Raw genomic sequence first — 22843 nt, 5'->3', positions numbered from 1 at the left:
GCCGATCTGCTGTCCCGGGTCGCCCGGCGCTGGATCGAGGGGATCGACCAGGACGGGTCCGAACCGTCGGAGGAAGAACTCCGCCGCCGCCAGGGCGTGTTCCTCCGGCAGGCCCGCCGCGGCCTGCAGCACATCGAAATCTTCGCGACCCCGGACCAATGCGAACCCCTCCTGGCCGTGATGAACACCGCCACCAACCCCCACACCCAGGCAGGGGCGGTTGCTGACAGCGACGCAGACAACAGCGGAAACGGCGTCGGGGTCAGCTACGACGGGACCGGCGGCGGCCTACCTGATGCTGACCTGGACCGGCGGACCCGGCAGCAGCGGCTCCTCGACGGCTTGGTCGGCGCCTGCAAAACAGCCCTCACCACCGATGCGCTGCCCGCCGCGGGAGGGCTCCGGCCCCAGGTCATGGTTACCATCGACTACCGCCACCTGCTGGACCGCCTCAACACGGGCACCGGAAACTCAGGAACCGGCACTGGGAGCAGCACTGCCTCTGGCACAGAAACGGGCACGGGCTCGTTCACGTTCACCGGGCCGGTCAACGCTTCCATGGTCCGGAAGATCGCCTGCGATGCAGATATCATCCCGGTCCTGCTCGGCAGCCAGGGACGCGTCCTGGACATCGGCCGCACCACCAGGGTCTTCCCGCCCCACATCCGCAAAGCCATCACCGCCCGCGATCAGGGCTGCGCCTTCCCCGGCTGCACCATCCCGGCGCCCTGGTGCGAAGCGCACCACATCACCTACTGGTCGCATGGCGGGAGCACGAGCACGGACAACGGAACCCTGCTGTGCTCCCATCACCACCATTTGATCCATAAGGAGCAGTGGCAAATCCAGGTCAAAACCGGGGTCCCCTGGTTCATCCCGCCACCACACATCGACCCACGCCAAAAACCCCGGCAAAACACCTACTTCAAATGCTGAAAATTTCGGGCGCTGCTTTACAGACTGGCGCTGCTTTAGAGACTGGCGCTGCTCTAGAGACTGATGAGGGAGCTGGAAGCCAGAACTGTCGGGGTCTGCTTCCCATGCTCCTGGAAAGTGATCACTGCGGTCACCGAGAAGTCGCGGTGTTCGTTGTTCCCGCCGCAGTATGAGTAGCCGTCGATCGCGAAGTCCACCTGCGTGAGGCCCGCGGTAGCGGCGTATATGAGATCCGCCGTGAACGTGCCACTCCTGAGGTCATGCGCAGTCGAGACGCTGGCGGCGTCCATACCTATGGACGAAAATGTCAATGACAGGCCGCCGGTGACCGACGCCAGCCGGCGTCCCTGCAAAACCGATGCGACCGGCGCGACCGGACTCATGGTCAGTTGAACGCTCAGAGAACCGGAGAGTTCGCCGAGTCCCCGCATGCTGAGCGTGACGGGCACCTTGACCGCGGGCCGCAGGTGGCCAGCCTCATTGGGATGCGTGTTCGAAGGAATGGCTCGAATACCTGAAACCAGCGCGGCGGAAGCCGTCGTTGCGGAAGCCGTCGTTGCCGAGGCCGGCGTGCTCGAGTCCGGTGCGGTCGAGGCCGGTGCGGCGGTCATGACGGCCGGCATGGCCGGAACGGACCATGCGCCGCCCCACACCACCGTGCGGGTCGCTTCGGCAGGTTCCGTGGCGCGATATGCGAGCTCTGACATCTTCGTCCCCCCGTACATTCGGTTGGGGATCCGCGACGGACCGCCCAGCTGCTGTGGCCGGTTTTACCGGTGACTCCACTGTGCACACTGAGCCTCTAGGTTGCCTCAACCGAGCCGCAAGGTTCGGTCAATATCTGCTGATTCATCTGGGCGATTCGACCCCGGGCCCGGGGTGCCCTGCGTGTTAAGTTGAATATCCGGGATCGCACCGATCTGCCAGCAACTCCGGAAAGAGCCCTCGCCGTGGAATCGCCAATGCCCGTACGGATCCTGACAGTCTGCACGGGAAACATCTGCCGCTCCCCCGTGGCCGAACGCCTGCTGCAGGCCGGCCTGGACCAGGTCCTGCCCGGCGGCTTCGAGGTGCGCAGCGCCGGCACCCGCGCCATGGTGGGCAGCCCCATCCAGCCGCTCTCCGCGGACATCGTCCGGATGTACGGCGGCACGGACAAGGCGTTCGCCGCCCGGCAGCTGACCGCCAAGATCCTCCGCGACACGGACATCGTCCTGACCATGACGTCCAAGCACCGCGGCGAGGTGCTGCAGCTGGACGCCTCCCTGCTCAAGCGCACGTTCACCATCCGTGAATTCGCCCGCATGCTGGAGGCACTTGAGGAACGCGATGCGGCCGCTGAGTCCTCCGGCGCCGGCGCCGCCCCCGAAAAAGCGTCCGACGCCGGCACGCTCTGGCGCGGGCTGTCCGCCCGCCTCGCCTCCGTCCGGCACCTCGCCCTCGCGGCCGACAGCGCCGACAACGAAGTGATCGACCCCTACAAACGGGGCCCCGAGGTCTACCGCCAGATGGAAGACGAACTGGCCCCGGCCATCCTCACCATACTCCGCTACGCCCGGCTCAACACGCCCACATAACAGGACCTTCGGCGTCGTTCTTTTCGGTGTCCGCGGTGGTACCGTCCGGTTATGGACAACCAGTCTGATCCGGAAGGGGCGGCTGAGAACAAGCCGCCCCGGGGAAGTTCCGTATGGCTTCCCACCTGGCTGCGCCGGCAGCCCACCTGGCTCAAAGCGGTTCTGGCGATGGTCCTGGTGATCGCTTTGGGCAGCACCGCCTACGCATTTTCGCAGGTGGGACGCGGCGGAGCGCCCGCCCCCACCGCCAGCGGGGCTGCGACGGCGGAAGGCGCCACTGCGCCGCCGTCTACGGAGGCCCCGTCCGAAACGGCCGCAGCACCCGCCCCCGCTCCGACGCCGCCGCCGGCACCTGAACCGCCGCCCGTCGCCCTGAACATCCTGCTGATCGGCAGTGACAGCCGCGGGGACTTCCGGGCCGAGGAAGCCCAGGCCGCCGCCGGAAGTCCGGCCGACCAGCGCGCGGACGTGCTGATGCTGATCCACATCCCCGCCGACCGGCAGAAGGTCTACGGCATTTCCCTCATGCGCGACCTGTGGGTGAACATCCCCGGCTACGGCGACGCGAAGATCAACGCCGGGCTGGAGCTGGGCGGCACCCCGCTGATGGTCCGCACCGTGGAGACGCTGTTCAACACCCACATCGACCACGCCGTGATGGTGGACTTCAAGGGGCTGTGGGATGCCACCAACGCCCTGGGCGGCGTGGATGTGAACGTCACCGTTCCCTTCACCTCGGGCACCGACTCGGGCCACTACTTCCCGCCCGGCATTAACCACCTCGACGGCGGCCAGGCCCTGCAATTCGTGCGGGAGCGCTACGCCTTTGTGGACGGCGACTTCCAGCGGATCCGCAACCAGCAAACGTTCCTCAAGGCGTTCATCGGCAAGTTCATGAGCGAGGGTACGCTGGGCAATCCTGCGACGGCGATGCTGCTGGTCAACACCCTCCGTCCGTTTGTGCTGGTAGACCCGGGCCTCACTCCGGAGACGCTCGTGCGGCTGGCCTTCGGCCTGCGCGGGGTGGGGCCGGAAGACGCCACTTTCTTCAGGCTGCCCGACGGCGGTCTCGGCACCAGCACCACCGGGCAGTCGATCGTTTTCCAGAACCCCGCCGCGGTGGCCGCCGTGTCCGCGGCACTCGCAAACGGCAGCCTGGCGGACTATGTGGCGGCCAACGGATTAGAGGGCGGTAATTGAGCGTTCACAATCGGCCTCCACAGGCGTGCAGGGCGTAAACTAAGGGCCAACTGCAGGGGCTGGGGAGCTGATGGGGATGCACGCACACTGCGTGGTGATTGAGGAGGATCCGGACATCCGGAGCCTCCTTTCCCTTGCCCTGTCCCGGGCCGGCTTCAACGTGAAAACCGAGTCGACCGGAGCTGCCGGCATCAATGCCGTGGCTGAGGACAAGAACCTTGAGCTGGTCACGGTGGACGTGGCCCTGCACGACCTCGGGGGCACCGACCTGCTGCAGGCACTCCGCGGTGTTTCACGTGCACCGATCCTGGTGATCTCAGCCCGCGCCGAACCCGTGGACAGGCTCGCCGCCTTGGAATCGGGCGCGAGCGCGTACCTCACCAAACCCTTCCGGCTGCGCGACCTGCAGGATCTGGTCCACACCCTCGCCCCGGCGAACTAGCCGGGGCGCACCACGCCATAACCACCTGCAGGCGATTAGGTGCCTACACAGCTGGTCCGTGGTGCAAGGTGATGGAGTCCTGCCGGGCGGTCCACGCCGCGGCGAGCGCCGCCGTCGTGAGTGTTGCCGGTGGGGGTACCTGCCGGGTGAGTGTTGCCGGGCGCCCGCCGCTTAGGCGGCGAGGCTCATGGCCCGGCTCCTGACTCCGGTTGACGTCCCGGAGCCCAGTGACGCGGGAGCCAGGACGCTGATGTTGCATTCCGACTGGAGCGGGTCAATCGAGGCCGGTAGGTGGTGCGATTTCGAACATGCCTGCAGCTGCTCCATTGCAGCTGGTTCGACACGTGCGTGGCTGACATCCACAACGAGGTGGAGTCCTTCTTTCAGGTGGTTGGCGCGCTTTACGACTACGTACAGGGCCTGGAGGCTTTGGGCCGTCACATGCCCTTGGGCTGCTACTTCTGCTTCTCCACAATCGAGGTCGAGCCGGACTAAAACCTTGAGCTTGTCGTTCAAGTGAATCCCCTATTCATGCATGGCCGCGACGCTGCGACCGCATTCAGACTATGGGCCAGATGTGACGTACGCAACACTCGGCGTCACATCAGGACAGAGTGGCGTTACGAACGGCGCGGGTTGTTGAACCCTGCTGCGCGGTGGGGTAATGGGCCGCCGTATTCGCCGCCGGGGCGTGGGCTGGGGCAATTCACGTGAGCTAAGGGCCGGCGGCGCCTGGGGAAGCCTCGGTCTCAGAAGGCTTGTCACCACCGGCCCAGCTCAACGTGATCCGGAAATATTGTCCGGGCCAAGTATCGGTCTGGCGGGGCCTTCCCAGGGGGACCGGGATGTCCGTCGACCGACTCCTAAAGACTATTTACAGCCGCCATTCCGATCTTGAGTGACGGCTACTTGTCTTTAAGTTGCAGAAGTGACGCTGTGTGCAGGGCGCTACGCACGGCGAAAGCGGACCACTCTATCCCCCTGTAGCGAACGCGGGTGCCCGCAGCGGAATAGCTTTATATATTGAGTCAATGACCGAGACTTCAGTGCAGCACCCAGCCGACAACACCCCAGCGGCCGCCGCCCCCGTAGCCCGGAAGGTCCCCACGGAACGGATCCACCACGGCGACACGTTCGTGGACAACTACGAATGGCTGCGCGCCAAGGACTCCGCGGAAGTGGTGGAGCACCTCAAGGCCGAGAACGCCTACCAGGAGACCGTCACCGCCCACCAGGAACCGCTCCGCGAAGCGATCTTCCAGGAAATCAAGGGACGCACGCAGGAGACAGACTTGTCCGTTCCGAACCGCAAGGACGGTTGGTGGTACTACACCCGCTCCGTCGAAGGCAAGGAATACGGCATCCAGTGCCGGGTCAAGGCGCAGGACACCGGAGACCCGGTGGCCGACTGGACACCGCCGGCGGTGGAGGCCGGCGTCGAACTTTCCGGTGAAGAAGTCCTGCTGGACTGCAACGTGGAGGCCGAAGGCAAGCCGTTCTTCGCAGTGGGCGGGACCGCCGTGACCGTGGACGGCAACCTTTACGCCTACGCCGTGGACAACGCGGGCGACGAACGCTTCACGCTGCGCTTCAAGGACCTGCGCACCGGGGAGATGCTGCCGGACGTCATCGAGAACATCTTCTACGGGGTCTCCTTCTCCCCCGACGGCACCCGCCTGTTTTACACCGTGGTGGACGACGCCTGGCGCCCCTACCAGGTGAAGTCCCACGTGCTGGGCACGCCGGTCACCGACGATGAGGTGATTTACCAGGAGGACGACGTCGCCATGTGGCTCGGCTTCGACCTCTCCTCGGACCGGCGCCACCTGGTGCTGAGCATCGGCTGCTCGGAGTACAGCGAAACGCGGCTGCTCCGCTTTGATGATTACGACGCCGGACTCGCCACCGTGATCTCCCGCGACGAACATGTCCTGTACGAGGCCGAGCCGTTCCTCCTGGATGGCGCTGAAAAGATCCTCGTGACGCACAACCGGGACGCCATCAACTCCATGGTCTCGCTGGTGGACCCGGCCGAGCTCACCAAGCCGCTGGCCGAGCAGGAGTGGACCACCGTCGTCGGGCATTCCGACCAGGTGCGCGTCAACGGCGCGGGGGTCACCTCCACGCACGTGATTGTGTCCGTCCGCAAGGACACCATTGAGCGCGTCCAAGTGCTGGCGCTGGCCGGCCTGGGCACGCCCGCGCAGGGCGATCCGGTGGAGCCCGCGTTCGACGAGGAGCTGTACACGGCCGGTGTGGCGGGCTCCGACTACGAGGCGCCCGTGATCCGGATGGGCTACACGTCCTACTTCACGCCGTCGCGCGTGTACGACTTTGTGCTGCCCACGCCTGCTTTGCCGGCCGGCGAACTGCTGCTCCGCAAGGAGAGTCCGGTGCTGGGCGGCTATTCCTCCGCCGACTACGTGGCGACCCGTGAATGGGCGACGGCGGCCGACGGCACCCGCGTTCCTCTTTCGGTGCTGCGGCACGCCTCGGTGGCCCGGGATTCCTCCGCGGCGGGCCTGGTGTACGGGTACGGCTCCTACGAGCTGAGCATGGACCCGGGCTTCGGTATCCCGCGGCTGTCGCTGCTGGACCGCGGCATCGTGTTCGTGATCGCACACATCCGCGGCGGCGGCGAGCTGGGCCGGCACTGGTACGAGGACGGCAAGAAGCTCCACAAGAAGAACACCTTCACGGACTTCGTCGCCGCCACGGACTGGCTGGCTGACTCAGGGTGGGTTGCACCGACGCGGATCGCGGCCATGGGCGGATCCGCCGGCGGGCTGCTGATGGGCGCCGTGGCCAACCTGGCACCGGAGAAGTACGCCGCCATCGTGGCCGCCGTGCCGTTCGTGGACGCGCTGACCACCATCCTGGATCCGGAGCTGCCGCTGTCCGCCCTCGAATGGGAGGAATGGGGCAACCCGATCACGGACCCCGAGGTGTACGCGTACATGAAGTCCTACACGCCGTACGAAAATGTTGGCGCCCTGCCGTACCCGAAGATCGCCGCGGTGACCTCGTTCAACGACACGCGCGTGCTATACGTAGAGCCGGCCAAGTGGGTGCAGGCCCTGCGGTCTGTTTCCACCGGGGCTGAGCCGATCGTGATGAAGATCGAGATGGACGGTGGCCATGGCGGAGCGTCCGGCCGGTACGTCCAGTGGCGCGAGCGGGCCTGGGACTACGCCTTCGTGGCCGACTCCGTAGGTGCCGTGGAACTGCTGCCGGGGGCCGGGCTGAAGTAGGTTCTTTCCCCCATCGATTGCTCCGTAGCCGCCCTTTTGGACTCCCAGAAGGGCGGTTACGGAGCAATGGATGGGATTTTCGGGGCCATCACCCCGGTCACCGCGACCGGGCGGTCCATTCGTCGCGGAGCATGGCGTAGATAACTTCCGTGGCCCATTCGCCCTTGTACCGCCATTTGTCCACGTGTTTGGCCTCGAGGCGCATGCCCAGCCGTTCACAGATGGCGGCCGACGCGGTGTTGAGCGCATCCAGCTTGGCGTCGATCCGGTGGAAGTCCAGGCCCTCGAACCCAAGCCTCAGCACGGCCTCGGCAGCCTCGGTGGCGTAGCCGTGGCCCCGCGCACCGGGAGCCAGGCTCCAGCCCACCTCGCCCTGGCCATGACCGGGAAGCCACTTGAGCACCACTTCGCCGATCAGGCCGGGCGAGTCCGCAGCCTCAATGGCCAGCGCCACCCAGTCGCCCTCCTTGTCGAACACAAAGTTGGCGTAGTGGCCCACGCGTTCCATGCACTGCGTATAGGTCTTGGCCGCGCCGGGCAGGAACCGCGCGGTGCCGGGCAGCGAGTGGTACGCATGGAAGGCATCGAGGTCGGCGGCCTCGAAGCGGCGCAGGACCAGGCGTTCGGTGCGGATGGGGAGTCTGATATCCGGCATGGTTCGAGCGTACCGTCTCCCATGGTCCTCCCATTTGGGGCGGCGCCTGGCACCACGATTTGCCGATAGTGGCCGCTATTCCAGGTTCATAGCGACCACTATTGGCAAACGGGCGGCCGTAGCCAGCGAAATTACGAAGCAGCCGGTGAACCGACGACGGCGGCAGTCGCCTCCGCGAGACGGCCTTGTGCATTACTTCTTCACAACGTGGAATCCATTGACGGGCTTAAGGAGCGCCATCATGACGGCCGTCGCTTCCATTGCACTGAACACCGGCAGCAGGACAACCTGGACTGCGGTCCACGCGCTTCGAGCAAGCCAACCCGTTATCCCGTGCTCGTCGAGGTTCGCCTTCAACCCCGTGAGATACAGGGTCACAAAAGAAGCGAAGGAGAAGTTGGCCAAGGCCCGCACCCAAGGCTGAATCTCGAAGCCATAGAAGAAGTGACAGATAGTGTACAAAACGGCGAACGGAGCGAGCGTCCAGAGCATAGTGTTGGCGCCGATGGCCACGCGCCACCTCAGCTTCACGGGGGCGTGGACCGCAACCTTCATCAGGCCCTGGTACCAGCGCCGCCGCTGCCTGAGAAAGTCACCTACGCTTTGTGTCGACTGCTCTTCAAGGTACCCGTCAACCCACCGCGCCCGCCCGCCTGCTTCCATGAGTTTGAGGGCCCAGAAGGCATCCTCGGTGATGGACCCGTGGGGTCCGAAATCGAAGCCGATGGCCTTCTCCACGTCGTTGCGGACCACGATGTAGCTGCCGTGCAGGCCAAAGACCGTCCGGCCCAGCTTGTGCTGGAAGTGGAAGCGGGCAAAGTCGTCGCCGGTGCGCACATTGTCCGCCAGGGTCAGGAACGGGTGCTTCTTCCAGTCCCGGTGGTAGAGGAGGGCTCCCTGGCCCGCGCGCAGCCGGCCGCTTTCCTCTTCTTCCCGGATCATCTGGGCTATGCCCTTTATGCCGGAGGACGTGGGTTGCGTTTCCTCGTCGAGGTGAACCAGCCACGCGTCCTCCGGAATGTGGGAACTTTCGAGGGCGAACTGCAGTGCGCGGGCTTTATAAAGGGAAGTATTTGGCGTTGCGTAATTGCGGGGGATGACCAGGTACCTGATGGTGTCGCCCTGGGGAAGATCACCGACTCCGGGGTCATCCTCGATGACGATTTCAACGAGGTAGCGGAAGAGCGGGGTTCTTTCCATTTCGGTAGCGCACCTCCGGATGGTGCTGGCCACCGCCTCCCGGTTTGTGCCGCGGGTGACTATGCGGAACACCACCAGCTGACTGATTGGTGCCACCGCGTCCAGGTGGGCCGGGTGCCGGAACGACAGAGCCCCCAACAGTCCCAGCAACCCGGGGATGACGGCGCCGAGCCACACAACACTGGCGGATCCCCACAGACTGTCTGCGAAGGACACAGGTTTCACCGCCACCGGCCACAGGAAATCCTGGAGCAAATAGAGGCCAACGATCGCCAGCGTCATGCACAGGACAATCCTGGTGCGGTGCCCCGTTACGAATCCCAGGCTCCAGTCGCGGACAGGCTCAAGGACCTTCCCCGGACGGTCAAAATGAAATCTCGTTCGGAATCCAGACCCTACTGCGATCCGCGGGGCCGAAATCCCCTCTTCGAGTGTTGACATAGCTCTTCCTTCAGATGGCTGGTTTTGGTCCGGCGCGGCGCCGGCGGAGTTCTGGTGTTGTGCCCCTGCCAGCCCGATTTTGGGCAGGACAAATCAGCGCGGCGTGATGCCGGGACCTGGCCGCATCAGGCAGGGGGTAATCAGGAGCGGTGCGTTTTAGGCTTTGAAGGCGTCTAGCCGCGGAGTAGCGGCACGGCCGTCCACTGTGCGCGGTGCCTGTGGAGGCTTAGCCAGTGCTGTGCCCACGTTGAAGTGCGCCAGCCTCCCGGATGCCTGCCCGGCGGTGCGAGGGGCAATGACATCTTGATACGCAAAGAGTTAGACACGGTGAGACCCCCTTAGGTTCCGCGTCGCTGACCAAAATTGACGGTTAAGAAACGACGGCGGGCCCCCTCAGTTGGGACCGCCGTCGCGTGAACGAAACCGCTTGCTTAGAGGGTAGGGACAGCGGCGGGGCAGGGTCCACCGTGAGCGCTACCCGACATTTTTGGCAGAGACACTGGAAACCCGGGCGGGACTACTCGCTTAAATGGGGCGGACTACCTGTTTCAGCCGCTATGAAGCAGCCGGTGAACCGACGACGGCGGCAGTCGCCTCCGCGATCGCACGCTCCTCGTCCGTGGGCACCACCAGGACGGGGATGAGTGACTCCGCGGTGGAAATCACGCGAGGTTCCTTGGACCGCTCACTGTTCAGCCCGGCGTCGAGCTCTATGCCCAGCGCACCCAGCTTCTCCCCCACCAAAGCGCGGAACTGGTGCGAGTTCTCACCGATGCCCGCGGTGAACACGAGGGCCTTGGCCCCGCCCACGGCCACGTGGTAGCCGCCGATGTACTTGGCCAGCCGGTAGGACGCGACGGCGAGCGCAGTGGCAGCGCGGGCGTCGCCGGCTTCGGAGGCCTCCACCACGGTGCGCATGTCATTGTTTCCCGCGAGCCCCTTGAGCCCGGATTCACGGTTGAGCAGGGAATCGATGTCCTCCGTGGACCAGCCGGCCCGGCCGAGGAACACGAGGATGGACGGGTCCAGGTCGCCCGATCGGGTGCCCATCACCAGGCCCTCCAGCGGGGTGAAGCCCATGGACGTGTCCACCGATTTTCCGCCGCGGATGGCCGTGACCGAGGCGCCGTTCCCCAGGTGGGCGATCACGCCGTCGAACTCTTCCACCGGCAGATCCAGCAGCGCCGCCGCCTGGTTGGCCACGTACTCGTGCGAGGTGCCGTGGAAGCCGTAGCGGCGGATCCCGTGGTTGGTGTACAGCGAGTCCGGCACCGCGTAGCGCCAGGCGTGCTCGGGCAGGGTCCGGTGGAAGGCGGTGTCGAACACGGCAACCTGCGGCATGTCCGGCCACTTCCTGGCGATGGCGCGGATGCCCAGCACGTTGGCGGGGTTGTGCAGCGGCGCCAGCGGGTTGAGCCGCTCGATGGCGCGGGTGATCTCGTTATCGATCAGCACGGGCTCGCCGAACCGCTCGCCGCCGTGCACCACGCGGTGGCCGACGGCGTCCAGCTTCCGGTCGCCCAGCACCTCGTGGATGGCGGCATCCACCTGCTCCAGGGCCTCCGCGTGGTCACGCGGGCCCTCGATCTCGCCGTCGCCTTCGCCGCCGTTGCCCATGCCGATCTTCTCGATCAGCCCCTCGGTGAGGACGCTGTGGGATTCCACATCGCGCACCTGGTATTTGAGCGAGGACGAACCGGAGTTGATGACGAGGACGAGCACTGGGCCTCCTAAGCCTTGGCTGCTGCGGTGGTCGGTGGAAGTTCGATCGTAGCGTGGACGGCCACCGGGATCTGCGGGGTTGCTGTAACGTCTCTGGGGGCCGGGCCCTTCGCGTTGTGCTCCCAGGCGGGACACGGCTTTCTCCCGCTGCAGGCGGAGGCTGGCCAACCCCAACCCTTAAGGACACATGACTACGACCAAACCAGCCGACATTGCAGGCCACGGTCTGCCTCCTGCAGAAACCCCAACCGCCGGTACGGCGGGGATGCCGTTGGGAGCCAGGCGCCTTGCCCTCATCGGGGGCCTCTGCATTCCGGTGGGTTTGGTCGCCGGTCCGTATCTGTTCGGTCTTCAGGCCGTGGCAGTGGCCGGGGCGGTGGCGGTGGCCATCGCGTTGTCCTACAGGCTCGGCGAGCGCTGGTTCTCGCCGTGGTCGTGGCTGACCGCAGTTGCCGGCGCCCTCTGGATCGCCTCAACGCTCGGATACTGGGCGACGATCGTGACGGCTGCCCAAGCGTCGGCTGCCCTGTCTACCTGGTCCGCTGTGCTGTTCAATGTCGGTGTCGGGGCGGTGGTGCTTATGGCCGCCGGTGCCCTCGCTGGAGCGGTCGCACGGTACCGCTCCGGACGGCGGACCAGCGCCCCGTCGGCCTGAAGCCGGCGAACCCGGACCCCGTCTCTTACGGGCGGCCTCTGCCGCGGCGGCTGAGACCGGCAGCCATCCGCACTGGCCGCCCGAAACGTAACTTTTCGGCACGCCTAAATTAACGCTATCCTCGTCCTAACAGGACCCCGATGACGAGGAACAACGATGACCACCACAACTCTTCCGGCCCGCCCCGCCACGAACGGGCGTTGGTCGCGGCTGCTGCTGATGGGGCCGGCCTTTGTCGCCGCCATTGCGTATGTGGATCCGGGAAATGTCGCGGCGAATCTCACGGCCGGCGCGAACTACGGCTATCTGCTGGTCTGGGTGCTGGTGGCCGCGAATGCCATGGCGGTCCTGGTGCAGTACCAGTCGGCCAAGCTTGGTCTGGCGACGGGGCTCAGCCTCCCGGAAATTCTTGGCAAACGCCTTGGCACCCGCCGGCGGCGGCTGTACTGGGTCCAGGCTGAAGTGGTGGCCGGGGCCACGGACATGGCAGAAGTCATCGGCGGTGCCGTTGCCCTGAACCTGCTCTTCGGGCTTCCCTTGCTGGCCGGCGGCCTCATCATCGGGCTCGCGTCCATGCTGCTGCTGGCACTGCAGTCCGCCCGCGGCCAGAGATCCTTCGAATACGCGATCCTGATCCTGCTCGGGATTATCGCTGTCGGGTTCGTGTCCGGGCTTTTCGTCAATCCCCCGGACGCCGGCGGCGCGCTGTCAGGTCTTGTGCCCCGTTTCGAGGGGACGGACACGGTCCTGCTCGCGGCCAGCATGCTCGGCGCGACGGTGATGCCGCACGCGATCTACCTGCACTCTGCCCTGGCCCGGGACAGGCACGGTTTCTCCGAGGACCCTGCCGTAAGGACCCGGTTGATCCGTGCCACGCGCTTCGATGTGGCCGGAGCCCTGATGCTGGCCGGTGTCGTGAACATCGCCATGCTCCTGCTGGCCGCGTCCAGCCTGCGGGGCATCGAGGGAACGGACACCATTGCCGGAGCCCACGCCGCCGTGACGTCAGCCCTTGGCCCCGTGATCGGCGTGGTGTTTGCGATCGGGCTGTTGGCTTCAGGTCTGGCCTCCACCTCGGTGGGCTGTTACGCGGGGGCGACGATCATGGGCGGCCTGCTCAAGATCCGGGTGCCGCTGCTGACCCGGCGGGTGATTACGCTGATACCGGCCCTGGTCATTCTCGGCGCAGGCATTGAGCCGACCCTCGCCCTGGTGCTGAGTCAGGTTCTGCTCAGCTTCGGGATACCGTTCGCCCTGATTCCGCTGATCCGGCTGACCGGAAATCGGGACGTCATGGGAATCCACAAAGACTCCACGGCGCTGAAGATCGCCGGCTGGACCAGCGCAACGTTGATCGTTGGCCTGAACTGCGTCCTGATCGTGCTGACGATTAGTGGGCAGTCCTAACAAGGCGCCGCCCGCACCTTATCGCCCGGGCATTGCCGTTGGGCGGGCTCGGACTATTTTGCGGCGTCATCAAGCAACTGCCGGAATTGTTCCTCCGAGTCCAGTGTCAGTTTTTCGCCGTTAAGGAAGAACGTGGGAGTGCCGGTGACACCCAAGGCGGTACCGTCGGCAACGTCTTTGCGGATCCGGTCCTTGGTTGCCTCATCGGCGACGGCGGCATCGTATTTGCCCAGGTCCAGACCGAGCTCTTGGGCGAAGGTGCGGAACAGGGCCGCCTGGGAATCCTGCTTTTCGCCCCACTGCGGCTGGGTTTCGAACATCTTGGTGTACATCCGTTCGTATTTTCCCTGCTGGGCGGCGGCCTCGACGGCGAGGGCGGCAGTGCCGGAGTTCCGGTGCCCGGGTAGGGGAAAGTAGCGGTTCACGAAGGTGACCCGGTCACCGTAGTCCTTCTTCAGTTCCTCCACCAGCGGCACCGCCACGCGGCAGGACTCACACTCAAAGTCCAGGAATTCAACGAGCTGCGCCTTTTCGGTGGCCGGGTTCGTGACCCGGTGGCTGTCCTCCCTGACGAGCTCTGCATTGACCGCAGGCTGCACGGCCTCCGGGGTCGGTTTGGTGGCCGTGAATACCGCGTACCAGATCAGGCCGCCGACGACGACAACTGCCATCAGGATCCATAGGACCAAGCGGACTTTCCGGGCGGGGTCGGTGGTGTTCGCGGGCGTGGATGGTGCTGGTGTCATTAGTGGGGCATGCTTTCCTGGTCGCGGTGGGCGGCAGGTTCTATCTGGAAAGTGGAGTGTTCGACGCTGACATCGAAGTGTTCCGCGACGCAGTGCTGCAGGTCCGCCAGGATGGTCGCGGCGTGGCCGTCCCTCATGCACGGGTCCTGGACGGTGACGTGGGCGGAGAGCACCGGTGTTCCGGAGGCGACGAGGGAGGCGTGCAGGTCGTGCACGTCGATGACGTGCGGCAGGGCCAGGATGTGTTCGCGGACCTTGCCCAGGTCCAGGCCGCGGGGCACGCTTTCCATTAGCACGTCGGTGGTGTCCCGGAGCAGCTTCAGGGTGCGGGGAATGATCAGCGTGCCGATCAGCAGGGACACGACGGCATCGGCCCGCGTCCAGCCGGTGAGCGCGATGACGACCGCCGCGACGATGACGGCGACCGACCCAAGGGCGTCGTTGAGGACCTCGAGGAAGGCTGCCTTCATATTGAAGTTGTGGTTCCGGCCCGAGGCCAGCACGATCAGGCCGATGGCGTTGCCGGCCAGGCCGATGATGCCGAACCACAGCATGGTGGACCCGCCGACTTCCGGGGGGTCGAAGAGCCGCCGGATGCCTTCGACGATGACGAATCCGCCCACGCCCAGCAGCAGGGCCGCCTGCCCGGCGGCGGCGATGATTTCGGCGCGCTTGTACCCCCACGTCCGCTTCAAGGTGGCAGGCTTCAAAGCCAGCGATGCCGCGATCAGTGCGATGAGCAGCCCGGCCGAGTCGGTGAACATGTGCCCTGCGTCCGCCAGCAGCGCCAGGCTTCCGGTCAGGACGGAGCCGATGATTTCGGCGACCATCACCGCGAAGGTGATGCCGAAGACGATGACCAGTTTGCCGCGCTGACTGGCGGCACCGGCGGCACCGTGTGAGTGGTCGTGCCCGCTGCCCATGGGTCAGACCTTCCTGTGGGTGTTCAGTGTCAGGGCCTGCGGCCGCTCCCCGGATTCACACCCGGCACAGCAGCCGTCCGTGTCGGCGCCGGGGGCCGTGTCGGCGGCGGGGGCAGTGCCTGCGCTATTGGCAGTGCCGGCGGTGTTGGGGACCGTGCAGCAGACATCGCCGCGCCAGGCGTTGATGCCTTCCCGGATGGCGATCGCCGCGATCACCAGTGCGGCGCCGGCATCCGCCCACCACCATCCCAGCGTGCTATTCAGGACAAGCCCCGCCAGCAGCACTGCGGAGAGATATGTGCACAGCAATGTCTGCTTTGAGTCCGCGACCGCCGTCTTGGAGCCAAGTTCCCGGCCCGCGCGGCGCTGCGCCCAGGACAGGACCGGCATGACGGCAAGGCTCAGGGCCGCAATCACCATCCCGGGCGTGGAGTGCTGGGCCTCTCCTCCTCCGGTGAGGGACCTGACCGCGTCGACGGTGACGAACGCCGCGAGGGCGAAGAAGGACACCGCGATGATCCGCAGCGTCAGATGCTCACGCCGTTCCGGGTCCGTTGCGGAAAACTGCCAGGACAACGCCAGCGCGGACGCGACCTCGATGACCGAATCCAGTCCGAAGCCGATCAGGGCGGAGGAGTCCGCGACGCCGCCGGCCCAGAGGGCCACCACCGCCTCGACGAGGTTATAGGTGATGGTCGCGGCAGCGAACAGCCGGATCCTGAGGCTCAGTACCGCACGGCGTTCCGGGCTCGGCTTGTGAACCAGGGCCGTCATGCGAAGCACTCCCCGTCCGGGGCGCAGCAGGACGGATCCACCGCGAGGACGACACCGATCAGGTCCCTGATCGCGTGGCCCAGCCGGGCGTCCGCGAGTTCATACCGACTACGGCGGCCGTCCGGGACAGCGACCACGAGCCCGCAGCCGCGCAGGCACGTCAGGTGATTGGACATGCTCTGCCGGGACACGCCCAGGGAGTCGGCCAGATCCGAAGGATAGGACGGGGCGTCTGAGAGGGCCAGGAGGATCCGGGCGCGCGTAGGGTCCGAGACAGCGTAGCCGAACCGGGCCAGCACGGGGGCCTTGGTGAGCGTTTCCATTCCACCAAAGTACATCTGTCGATGTACTCACACAAACCTGTATTACCGAACGGGGCATATCTCAGGCTGTCTGCCCCAGACGATGGTGGGAAACCCACGCCGTTGCGAAAGGTCCGGCGGGAGCCTAGAGTCGGCGGACCAGTTGGACAACGCACGGAGGACTTTGCCATGACTGATAGCACTTCCCGAGCGGACAGCAACGAGCCGGGCACCGGGGCCAAGAAGCCGGATCCCACCGGCGTCGAGGGTGCCAACCCCGCCCTGGACGACACCGGTAACGTCAAGGCAGCCGAGGTGGGCGAGGCCCCGGAGCCGCCCGAGAATCCGGAAGAGCTGGACCTCACGCCGGAGGGCCTGGCCGACGAGCCGGCCAAGCAGGAAGACCCCGACAGCCCGGCGGAGCCCGAAAACAGCTAGCCGGGCATCTGGCCGACGCCGGCGCCCGTACCGGCGCCGGTCGCCGGAAACCCCGGGGCTACGCGTGTGCGGCCGCGGGTTCCGGCGCCGCGGCGGGCTCCACGGACTGCGCCTGCACGGCGGTGATGGCCACCGTGTTCACAATGTCCTCCACGGTGCAGCCACGGGACAGGTCGTTCACGGGCTTGCGGAGCCCCTGCAGGACAGGCCCGACGGCGACCGCTCCCGAGGATTGCTGCACCGCCTTGTAGGTGTTATTGCCCGTGTTGAGGTCCGGGAAGATGAACACCGTGGCCTGTCCGGCGACGGACGAGCCCGGCATCTTGGACTGGGCGATGGCGGCGTCCACGGCGGCGTCGTACTGGATGGGACCCTCGACGGCGAGGTCGGGGCGGCGGGCCTTCACCACTTCGGTGGCCTGCCGGACTTTGTCCACGGCCTCGCCGGTCCCGGACCCGCCGGTGGAGTAGGACAGCATGGCCACCCGCGGGTCAACGCCGAACTGCGTGGCGGTCTCGGCCGAGGCCAGGGCAATGTCCGCCAGCTGCTCGGCGTTCGGGTCCGGGTTGACCGCGCAGTCGCCGTACACCAGCACCCGGTCCGGCATCAGCATCAGGAACACTGAGGAAACGATCTTCACGCCGTCGCGGGTCTTCACGAACTCCAGTGCAGGGCGGATGGTGTGGGCGGTGGTGTGCGCGGCACCGGACACCATGCCGTCCACCACGCCCAGCTGCACCATCATGGTGCCGAAGTAGCTGCCGTCCAGCATGACCTCCAGGGCCCGGGCAAGGTCCACGCCCTTGTGCGAGCGAAGCTCCGCGTATTTCTCGGCAAACTGCTGGCGCAGCTCCGACGTGGCCGGGTCCACGATGTTCATGCCGGAAAGGTCGATCCCCTGGGTGGAGGCCAGCTCACGGACATCCGACTCGTTGCCCAGGATGGTGAGGTCGCAGACGTCCCGCCGGTGCAGGATTTCCGCGGCGCGCAGGATCCGCACGTCGTTCCCCTCGGGCAGCACGATGTGGCGGCGCTGCAGCCTGGCCCGCTCAATCAGATCGTGCAGGAACCGCAGCGGCGTCATCCGCTCCAGCCGCGGCAGGTGCAGGCGCTCCACCAGCTCGGCCTCGTCCACGCGCTTAGCCCACAGCCCGACGGCGGAAGCCACCTTGCGGCGGTGCCCGGACCAGATTTCGCTGCGGACCTCGGACACGCGCTTGGCCGTGGTGTAGGTATCGTCCGGGGCCGCGAACACGGGGAACGGCGCCTGCGCCAGCAGCGAGTAGATGTTGGGGTCCGGGGCCAGGCCGCCGGTGAGGATCAGCGCAGACGGAACCGGGAACTCCGGCGAGAACGACGACGCCAGGCACGCGACCATCACGTCCGCACGGTCACCCGGGACGATCACCAGCGCGCCGTCGTCGAGCACGTGCAGGAAGTTGGCCACACTCATGGCCGCCACCTTGATGGAGTGGACGTCGCGTTCCATGTCCGGCCGGCCGGCCACCTGGCGGATCCCCAGGGCCGTGGCCACCTCGCCCGTGGTGGGCCGGGCAATGTCCTCCAGCTCCGGGAAGACGTACACCGGCCGGCCCGAGGCACCGGGCTTCACGGCGGCGACGATCCCGTCCACGTCCTCCGGGTCGGCGCGGTTCACCATGATGGCCAGCAGGCTGCAGCGTTCCGCCGCCAGCTCCTTGCGGGCAACCTCGACGGCGTCAGCCGCCTCGGCGACGGTAAGCCCCTTCGCGCCCACCACCGCCACAATCGGGGCGGCCAGATTGTTCGCGAGGCGCGCGTTGAGGTCGAATTCGACGGCGGCGTCCTGGCCGGTGAGGTCCGTTCCCTCCACGATCACCACATCGCAGTGGCGTGACATTTCGGCAAAGATCTCCACGCAGCGGGCGTCGATCTCCGCCCGGTTTCCTTCGGCCAGCAGGCCGCGGACCTCGGTAAACGTCAGGCCGCCGCGGCAGCGGTCGTCGTCAAGGTCGAACCGGGCCTTCATCAGGGCCACCATGGGGTCCGCCGCGGCGTCGTTGCCGTGGACCACCGGTTTGAAGAAGCCGATGCGGTCCGCGTGCCGGTGCAGCGTGTCCGCCAGACCCAGCGCTATGAGCGACTTCCCGGATCCCGGTGTGGTCGCGCTGACGTATATCCCCTTGGCCATGATCCGCCCTTAGGTTGTGACGTGGTGGTGCTCCGTCCCTCCATACTTTCATCTGTTGGCGGCGGGGGCGATCCGGCCCGCTTTCTCGGAGGCTTGGCGGTATCGGCGCAGCGTGCTGCTCAGCACTGCCAAACCGTAGACTATTGCGGATGGTGTTGCGACGGCCGCCAGGGCGACGCCAATCGGCGACACCTGCCCGTCATGTGCCAACAGAAGTCCGGTGGGACCTTGCAATGCCGTTGTAGCGCAACCAATCCACGTCACCAGCGCTGCGGGCAGTGCGCGGGATGCCGAACCCCGAGCCAGGAGCGGAGCAAGGAACCCTCCCGCCGCGGCGAGCGCGGTGACGATAAGGACCGTTCGCTGCGCGACCGAGCTCATTGCGGCCGGCCCGGTAGTTCCCGGTCCGAAAACGCCCCAGTAGGCCATCGCCGCAGCAAACCAAAGCATTCCAATTCCGCAGAAGACCGTCACCACGGCGTGCGCAGGAGGTCGCGGCCCTGTAGCGATGAGGTCGCCCCAGCGGTCGTCTGCGTACAGGGCCAGCAATATCGCCAGTACGACGGCCATTAGGCCAAAACCGCCGTAAATGATCGCAAACATCCAGCCCTCGAGGTTTCCTTCACCTCCGGACGTCACGCTGCCTTCGATTGCCAACTGAAGCGCACTACCCAGGGGAACGCCGATGAGGATGGGTGCGAGCAAGCCAGTGGCAGCACCGGCGACGACGATGACGGACCACGCGGGCAGGCGCCGTCCCCACGGTTGAATCAGCGCCAGGGCCAGCACCACAGCGGACAGGTCCAAGCCGGTTGTGAGGATGTTTCCGATGACGAAGCGTGGCGTATCCATCTCGCCCACGCCGGTGCCCGGCCGCATGCCCACCTGAGAGCCGGCCAGCCACGCAATCTTCACCACAGCATAAGGAGCGACCGAGGCTACTACGCCCCAGAAGGCCACGATCCGCCAGCTTTGTTTTGACAGCACCATTTCTTCCCCCCAAAGGTTAGAGACAGTTCTCTAGATGCTGGTCTCCAAGATGCCATAGAATGACGGAAATGCCAACGCCCACTTCATATACCCGAGAGCAAATCCTCGATGCGGCCATGCACGCCGTGCACGAGCACTGGCGCTCAGCGACGGTCGCTCACGTCACTGCCAGGCTCGGTGCTCCGTCCGGTTCCATCTATCACCGCTTCCGCTCCCGGGAGGCGCTCTTCGCCTCGGCCTGGATTCGCTCCATTAGGCGTTTCCACCGGGAATTGGAGCGCGTTAGTGCCGGCGATCCGGTCGAAGCAATCGTAGAGACTGCCCTGCTCATCCCGCGCTTCTGCCGCGAGAACCCCTTGGACGCCCGGATGATGACCGCGTATCGGTACAACGACCTCATGCAGGACCCCCCGCCCGGCTTGCTGGTGGACTTGGAGAACCTCAACGCCCCTGTCGGCGAAACCCTGAATCGGCTTACCCTTGCGCGCTACGGCCGGGCGACGCCGCGCGGGCTCAGCATCGTTGCTCTCGCCTGCCGCGAGGCACCCATCGGCCTGATCCGCCCGATGATTGGGGAAGCGATCCCACTGTGGATCGACGATGCCGTCCGTGCTGCGAGCACCGGGATCGCACGCCTGCCGGACGAGCCGTAGTCCAGCGGGATGATCCGCCCTTAGGGTGCGACGCGGCGGTGGTTCATTCCGCTAATCAGCCCCGGAACCAGCCCCGGAGTAGGCCCGAAATCAACGACGGCTCTTGACAGCATGCGCCAAAATGGGATTACCTAATGAACATTCGGTAAATAAAGCTGGAGGCAATGACGCATGGCTGAACTAACCATTCCCGGGGCAACCCACCAGATCCTGAAAGACGACTATGCCTCCGAATGGATGGGTATCGAAGTCCTCAAGCTCGACGACGGCCACGCCACCATCCGCATGACGCTCCGGCAGGAAATGCTCAACGGCTTCGGCATGGCCCACGGCGGAATGATCTTCGCCTTCGGCGATACCGCCTTCGCCCTCGCCTGCAACCCCGCCAGCCCGCCACCCGGCGCAGCAGGGACCGAGACCGACACCATCACCGTGGCAGCCGGCGTCGACATCAACTTCCTCAAGCCGGCCTTCCGGGGCCAGGTGATCACCGCCGTCGCGAACCGCCGCGCCCATTCGGGCCGCAGCGGCCTGTACGACATCCAGATCTACGCCGCAGACCCGCACAGCGCCGCAGGCACCAACACCGCCGACAATGCAGGCACCACCACAGGCGGCTCCCCCGCGGACGCTGCCGATTCCCCGGGCGAGCTCATCGCCGAGTTCCGCGGCCGCAGCCGCACCATCTCCAAGAAATAGAAACAGGGAACCCAGATGACCCTCCACGCCACCGAACCAGCCTCCGCCACCGGCGCCGTACTGGACCCCGAAGAAACCATGTCCCGCGACGAACTGGAGACCCTGCAGCTCAGCCGGCTCCAGCACACCGTCGCCTACGCCTACGACCGCGTCCCGCTCTACAAGCGCAAGTTCGACGAAGCCGGCGTGCACCCCACGGACCTCCGCGAACTGGCGGACCTGGGCAACTTCCCGTTCACCACCAAGGACGACCTGCGCCAGGAATACCCGTTCGGGATGTTCGCGGTGCCGCAGAACGAGGTGGCCCGGATCCACGCCAGCTCCGGCACCACCGGACGCCCCACCGTGGTGGGCTACACCAAGAAGGACCTGGCCGACTGGGCCAAGCTCGTGGCCCGCTGCTTCCGTGCCTCCGGCGTCCGGCCCGGCATGAAGGTCCACAACGCCTACGGCTACGGCCTCTTCACCGGCGGCCTGGGTGCCCACGCCGGCGCCGAAGCGCTGGGCTGCACCGTGATCCCCATGTCCGGCGGACAGACCGAACGCCAGATCCAGATGATCCAGGACTTCGAACCGGACGTCATCCTGGCCACTCCCACGTATCTGCTCACCATCGCCGACGCGATGGCCCACAAGGGCATCGACCCCACGTCCACATCGCTCAAGTACGCCGTGCTCGGGGCCGAACCGTGGACCCAGGAAATGCGCCACGAGCTCGAAGTGACCATGAACATCAAGGCCTGCGACATCTACGGCCTGTCCGAGGTCATGGGGCCGGGCGTGGCCGGCGAAGCCGTGGAGACCCAGGACGGCAGCCACATCTGGGAGGATCACTTCCGCCCGGAGATCATCGACGCCTTCAACCCGGCGCCCGGCAAGGAGAACGTCCTGGGCGACGGCGAGCACGGCGAACTGGTGTTCACCTCGCTCACCAAGGAGGCGCTGCCGATCATCCGCTACCGCACCAAGGACCTCACCCGGCTGCTCCCGGGCACCGCGCGTCCGGCGCACCGCCGGATGGGCCGCATCACCGGCCGCAGCGACGACATGATCATCCTCCGCGGCGTGAACCTCTTCCCGTCCCAGATCGAGGAAATCGCCCTGCGCATCCCCGAGCTCAGCCCGCACTTCCAGCTGGTGCTCACCAGGCCCGAAGGCCAGCGCATGGACCAGCTAACGGTCAAAATCGAATGCCGCGAGAACGTCACCTCCGCGGACAGCACGACGGCGGCACGCACCCTGCGCGAACAGATCAAGATCCACGTGGGTTCTTCGTGCACGGTGGAGATCGTGGAGCCTGGTTCGCTCGAGCGCTCCAGCGGCAAGCTGCGCCGGATCTACGACATGCGCCCCAAGGGCTAGCGCGAACAGACACTTTACGGCCCTGGGCCCTGGCGTTTAACCCACGACACGGGGATGGTCCCCGGCTACGGCAGCCGGGGACCATCTTTTCGGGAGGCATTCAGTGCACTGCTGCCAATGCGCGACAGCGCTGTGACGTGCCGATGGCTAACCGTCTACCGGGCAACCCAATGTGCCTGATCCCGTCCCGGTCTGTGAAGTCCCGGACTTTGAAGCTGTTCCATTGTTTGGACCGGTCCCCGCACCGGTAAGTTCCTAATACAAAGTTTCTAGCACCGGAGAATCCCCCAGGCAAGGGGT

Annotated in this window: 22 protein-coding genes; 11 read left to right on the top strand and 11 right to left on the bottom strand. The window is 66.0% G+C overall.

Features of this window, described 5'->3' with window-relative positions:
* Window positions 1-936 (top strand): DUF222 domain-containing protein (locus tag AB0N24_RS14045; protein ID WP_364125178.1); only part of this gene is annotated, 936 nt, incomplete at its 5' end.
* Window positions 937-989: 53 nt separating this feature from the next.
* Here the strand turns inward: AB0N24_RS14045 and AB0N24_RS14040 are convergent.
* The gene (locus AB0N24_RS14040) at window positions 990-1643 is read right to left on the bottom strand and encodes a hypothetical protein (RefSeq protein WP_364125175.1); all 654 of its coding nucleotides are present in this window, start codon (window positions 1641-1643) and stop codon (window positions 990-992) included.
* Between the two features lie 243 nt (window positions 1644-1886).
* Between AB0N24_RS14040 and AB0N24_RS14035 the strand changes: the two genes are divergently transcribed.
* The 3 genes from AB0N24_RS14035 (at window position 1887) to AB0N24_RS14025 (ending at window position 4155) form a co-directional block, all read left to right on the top strand.
* The gene (locus AB0N24_RS14035; RefSeq protein ID WP_364125173.1) at window positions 1887-2513 is read left to right on the top strand and encodes a low molecular weight phosphatase family protein; all 627 of its coding nucleotides are present in this window, start codon (window positions 1887-1889) and stop codon (window positions 2511-2513) included.
* Window positions 2514-2564: 51 nt separating this feature from the next.
* The gene (locus AB0N24_RS14030; RefSeq protein ID WP_364125171.1) at window positions 2565-3713 is read left to right on the top strand and encodes an LCP family protein; all 1149 of its coding nucleotides are present in this window, start codon (window positions 2565-2567) and stop codon (window positions 3711-3713) included.
* A gap of 70 nt (window positions 3714-3783) precedes the next feature.
* Window positions 3784-4155, top strand: a complete 372-nt coding sequence (locus AB0N24_RS14025; protein ID WP_364125169.1) for a response regulator — start codon at window positions 3784-3786, stop codon at window positions 4153-4155.
* A 171-nt stretch (window positions 4156-4326) separates the two neighbouring features.
* Here AB0N24_RS14025 and AB0N24_RS14020 read toward each other — a convergent pair whose 3' ends face one another.
* Window positions 4327-4671, bottom strand: coding sequence for a hypothetical protein (locus AB0N24_RS14020; protein WP_364125166.1), 345 nt, complete (start codon window positions 4669-4671; stop codon window positions 4327-4329).
* Window positions 4672-5186: 515 nt separating this feature from the next.
* On the opposite strand from AB0N24_RS14020, the gene AB0N24_RS14015 reads away from it, so the two are divergent.
* Complete coding sequence (locus tag AB0N24_RS14015; RefSeq protein ID WP_364125163.1) at window positions 5187-7406, top strand: S9 family peptidase; 2220 nt, start codon at window positions 5187-5189, stop codon at window positions 7404-7406.
* 97 nt (window positions 7407-7503) lie between these two features.
* On the opposite strand, the gene AB0N24_RS14010 is transcribed toward AB0N24_RS14015, so the two are convergent.
* The 3 genes from AB0N24_RS14010 to AB0N24_RS14000 form a co-directional block, all read right to left on the bottom strand.
* Window positions 7504-8061 (bottom strand): GNAT family protein, encoded by a 558-nt coding sequence (locus AB0N24_RS14010; protein WP_364125160.1) that lies wholly within the window; start codon window positions 8059-8061, stop codon window positions 7504-7506.
* Window positions 8062-8253: 192 nt separating this feature from the next.
* Window positions 8254-9702: a glycosyltransferase family 2 protein gene (locus tag AB0N24_RS14005; protein ID WP_364125158.1), complete on the bottom strand. Its 1449-nt coding sequence runs from the start codon at window positions 9700-9702 to the stop codon at window positions 8254-8256.
* 555 nt (window positions 9703-10257) lie between these two features.
* Window positions 10258-11424, bottom strand: a complete 1167-nt coding sequence (locus tag AB0N24_RS14000; protein ID WP_364125155.1) for an acetate kinase — start codon at window positions 11422-11424, stop codon at window positions 10258-10260.
* Between the two features lie 187 nt (window positions 11425-11611).
* Here AB0N24_RS14000 and AB0N24_RS13995 point away from each other — a divergent pair, with 187 nt between their 5' ends.
* A complete protein-coding gene (locus tag AB0N24_RS13995) occupies window positions 11612-12079 on the top strand; it encodes a hypothetical protein (RefSeq protein WP_364125152.1) in 468 nt (155 codons plus the stop codon).
* Between the two features lie 156 nt (window positions 12080-12235).
* Complete coding sequence (locus tag AB0N24_RS13990; protein WP_364125149.1) at window positions 12236-13486, top strand: Nramp family divalent metal transporter; 1251 nt, start codon at window positions 12236-12238, stop codon at window positions 13484-13486.
* A gap of 53 nt (window positions 13487-13539) precedes the next feature.
* Here AB0N24_RS13990 and AB0N24_RS13985 read toward each other — a convergent pair whose 3' ends face one another.
* From AB0N24_RS13985 to AB0N24_RS13970, 4 genes are read right to left on the bottom strand one after another with little or no spacing between them, the layout of a single operon-like run.
* Window positions 13540-14232 (bottom strand): thioredoxin domain-containing protein, encoded by a 693-nt coding sequence (locus AB0N24_RS13985; protein WP_364125147.1) that lies wholly within the window; start codon window positions 14230-14232, stop codon window positions 13540-13542.
* On the bottom strand, window positions 14232-15155 hold the full coding sequence (locus AB0N24_RS13980) for a cation diffusion facilitator family transporter (RefSeq protein WP_364125144.1): 924 nt from the start codon (window positions 15153-15155) through the stop codon (window positions 14232-14234). Before AB0N24_RS13980 ends, AB0N24_RS13985 begins: the two co-directional genes overlap by 1 nt.
* Window positions 15156-15158: 3 nt before the next feature.
* On the bottom strand, window positions 15159-15929 hold the full coding sequence (locus AB0N24_RS13975) for a cation transporter (RefSeq protein ID WP_364125142.1): 771 nt from the start codon (window positions 15927-15929) through the stop codon (window positions 15159-15161).
* Window positions 15926-16252, bottom strand: a complete 327-nt coding sequence (locus AB0N24_RS13970) for a winged helix-turn-helix domain-containing protein (protein ID WP_364125139.1) — start codon at window positions 16250-16252, stop codon at window positions 15926-15928. The genes AB0N24_RS13975 and AB0N24_RS13970 overlap by 4 nt, the downstream gene beginning before the upstream one ends.
* 168 nt (window positions 16253-16420) lie before the next feature.
* Here AB0N24_RS13970 and AB0N24_RS13965 point away from each other — a divergent pair, with 168 nt between their 5' ends.
* Window positions 16421-16669, top strand: a complete 249-nt coding sequence (locus AB0N24_RS13965; protein ID WP_364125136.1) for a hypothetical protein — start codon at window positions 16421-16423, stop codon at window positions 16667-16669.
* Window positions 16670-16727: 58 nt separating this feature from the next.
* On the opposite strand, the gene pta is transcribed toward AB0N24_RS13965, so the two are convergent.
* Together pta and AB0N24_RS13955 are read right to left on the bottom strand one after the other, a co-directional pair.
* Window positions 16728-18839: a phosphate acetyltransferase gene (gene pta, locus AB0N24_RS13960; RefSeq protein ID WP_364125133.1), complete on the bottom strand. Its 2112-nt coding sequence runs from the start codon at window positions 18837-18839 to the stop codon at window positions 16728-16730.
* Between the two features lie 48 nt (window positions 18840-18887).
* On the bottom strand, window positions 18888-19829 hold the full coding sequence (locus AB0N24_RS13955; protein WP_364125130.1) for a hypothetical protein: 942 nt from the start codon (window positions 19827-19829) through the stop codon (window positions 18888-18890).
* Window positions 19830-19897: 68 nt separating this feature from the next.
* Between AB0N24_RS13955 and AB0N24_RS13950 the strand changes: the two genes are divergently transcribed.
* The 3 genes from AB0N24_RS13950 to paaK all read left to right on the top strand — a co-directional run bounded on the left by AB0N24_RS13950 (window position 19898) and on the right by paaK (window position 22543).
* Entirely contained in the window at window positions 19898-20482 is a 585-nt protein-coding gene (locus AB0N24_RS13950; RefSeq protein WP_364125127.1) for a TetR/AcrR family transcriptional regulator, read from the top strand.
* Between the two features lie 171 nt (window positions 20483-20653).
* A complete protein-coding gene (locus tag AB0N24_RS13945) occupies window positions 20654-21181 on the top strand; it encodes a hotdog fold thioesterase (RefSeq protein WP_364125124.1) in 528 nt (175 codons plus the stop codon).
* Between the two features lie 15 nt (window positions 21182-21196).
* Window positions 21197-22543 (top strand): phenylacetate--CoA ligase PaaK, encoded by a 1347-nt coding sequence (paaK, locus tag AB0N24_RS13940; protein ID WP_364125121.1) that lies wholly within the window; start codon window positions 21197-21199, stop codon window positions 22541-22543.
* The last annotated feature ends 300 nt before the right edge of the window (window positions 22544-22843 follow it).

The organism is Arthrobacter sp. NPDC093128 (assembly GCF_040683875.1).
GTDB lineage: Bacteria > Actinomycetota > Actinomycetes > Actinomycetales > Micrococcaceae > Arthrobacter.
Note: the sequence above shows the minus strand (reverse complement) of the source record. Positions and strands in the feature narration are given on the sequence as shown.